Source organism: Wenjunlia tyrosinilytica (assembly GCF_014646055.1).
Lineage (GTDB): Bacteria > Actinomycetota > Actinomycetes > Streptomycetales > Streptomycetaceae > Wenjunlia > Wenjunlia tyrosinilytica.
The window spans coordinates 1-1,897 of record NZ_BMMS01000125.1 but is presented as its reverse complement, the minus strand read 5'-3'; the positions used below and the strand labels follow the sequence as shown (position 1 = coordinate 1,897).

General features: G+C 65.9%; 1 protein-coding gene. It reads left to right on the top strand.

Translation table 11 applies throughout. The features are described from left to right. Nucleotides 1-1,897: type I polyketide synthase (locus IEY86_RS35805; RefSeq protein ID WP_189136075.1), on the top strand; the 1,897-nt coding region annotated here is incomplete at both ends.

Below are 1,897 nucleotides of genomic sequence, written 5' to 3'. Positions count from 1 at the left end.
TCGTGGTGTTGAAGCGGTTGTCGGATGCGTTGCGTGATGGTGATTCGATTCGTGCGGTGGTTCGTGGTTCGGCTGTGAACAATGACGGGTCGGACAAGGTTGGTTTTACTGCGCCGAGTGTGCGGGGGCAGGCTGGTGTGATCTTTGAGGCTCAGCAGGTGGCGGGTGTCGGGGCTGGGTCGATTGGTTATGTGGAGGCGCATGGGACTGGGACGTCGTTGGGTGATCCGATTGAGGTCGCGGCGTTGACGGAGGCTTTTCGGGAGTCGTCGTCGGGGGTTGGTTTCTGTGGGTTGGGGTCGGTGAAGACGAATGTGGGCCATCTTGATACGGCGGCGGGGATAGCTGGTTTCATCAAGGCGGTGCTGTGTGTGGAGCGGGGTCTGATTCCGGCGAGTTTGAATTTTCGGGTTCCGAATCCTCGGATTGATTTCGAGGGGAGTCCGTTCTTTGTGAATTCGGAGTTGCGGGAGTGGTCGGGTCCGTTGCCGCGGCGGGCTGGGGTGAGTTCGTTCGGTATGGGTGGGACGAACTGTCATGTGGTGGTGGAGGAGCCGCCGGTGGTGTCGGTGGAGGATGTGGGGTCGGTTGGTTGGGAGGTGGTGGTGGCGTCGGCGAAGTCTGCTGGGTCGTTGGCCGGTCAGCGGACTCGGTTGGCGGGTTTTCTGGGTGCTGATCTTGGTGGTGGGTTGTTGTCAGATGTGGCGTTCACGTCACAGGTAGGGCGGGGTGAGTTCGAGCATCGTGCAGCGGTGGTGGGGCGTGTTGGCGGGGAGTGCGCGGAGGGATTCGGTGGTGGTGCGGCGCTGGTGACGGGGCGTGCTCGTGGGGATGCGCGGGTGGCGTTCGTGTTCGGGGGGCAGGGGGCGCAGCGGTTGGGGATGGGGCGGGAGTTGTTTGCGCGGGATGGGGTGTTCCGCGGGGTGATGGAGCGGTGTTCGGAGGTGGTGCGGGCGGAGTTGGGGGTGGATCTGTGCGGGGTGTTGTTCGGGGAGGGGTGGGATTCGGCTGAGTCTGCGGCGTTGTTGGGCGAGACGTGGGTGCAGCAGCCGGCGTTGTTCTCGGTGCAGTTGGCGTTGGCTGAGCAGTGGCGTGCGTGGGGGGTGGAGCCGTGTGCGGTGGTGGGTCACAGTCTGGGGGAGGTTGTGGCTGGCGCGCTGGCAGGTGTGTGGTCGTTGCGGGATGCGGTGCGGTTGGTGTGTTGGCGTGGGGATTTGATGCAGCGGCTGGGGCGCGGGGCGATGGTCGCGGTGGATCTCGGCGAGGCCGAGGCGGAGGAGTTCGCCGTCGGCGGGTGTGTGGTAGCGGTGGTGAACGGTCCGCGGCGGACGGTGCTGTCGGGTCCGGTGGAGGCCATTGAGCCTGTTGAGGTTGCTTTGGCGGAGCGGGGCGTGCGGTGCCGGCGGTTGGCCACTTCGCATGCGTTTCATTCGCCGATGATGGATCCGATGCTGGGGGAGTTCGAGCGCCGGTTGTCGGGTGTGGAGTTCCGGGCGCCGAGAGTTCGGCTGGTTTCTGCGGTGACGGGTGGGTGGCTCACAGGGGAGCAGGCGGTGAGTGCTTCGTACTGGGCCGGTCAGGTGCGATCTGCGGTGCGGTTCTCGGCTGGGGTGGAGCGGTTGTTGGCCGATGAGCCGGGGGCGCTTTTGTTGGAGGTGGGGCCGGGGGCGTCGGCTCGGGTGCTGGTGGAGGGGTTGGAGGCGGCTTCGGGTCGGGTCGTGGTGTCGTCGATGGGCGACGGGCGTGGTGTGCGTGACGATGTGCGGGCGTCGCGTGAGGCGTTGGCGCGGTTGTGGGTGAACGGAGTCGCGATCGACTGGGCGGCGCTGCATGAGGGCCGGACACCGCGTCGGGTTCCGATGCCGACGTACGCATTCGACACCAAGCGCTACTGGAT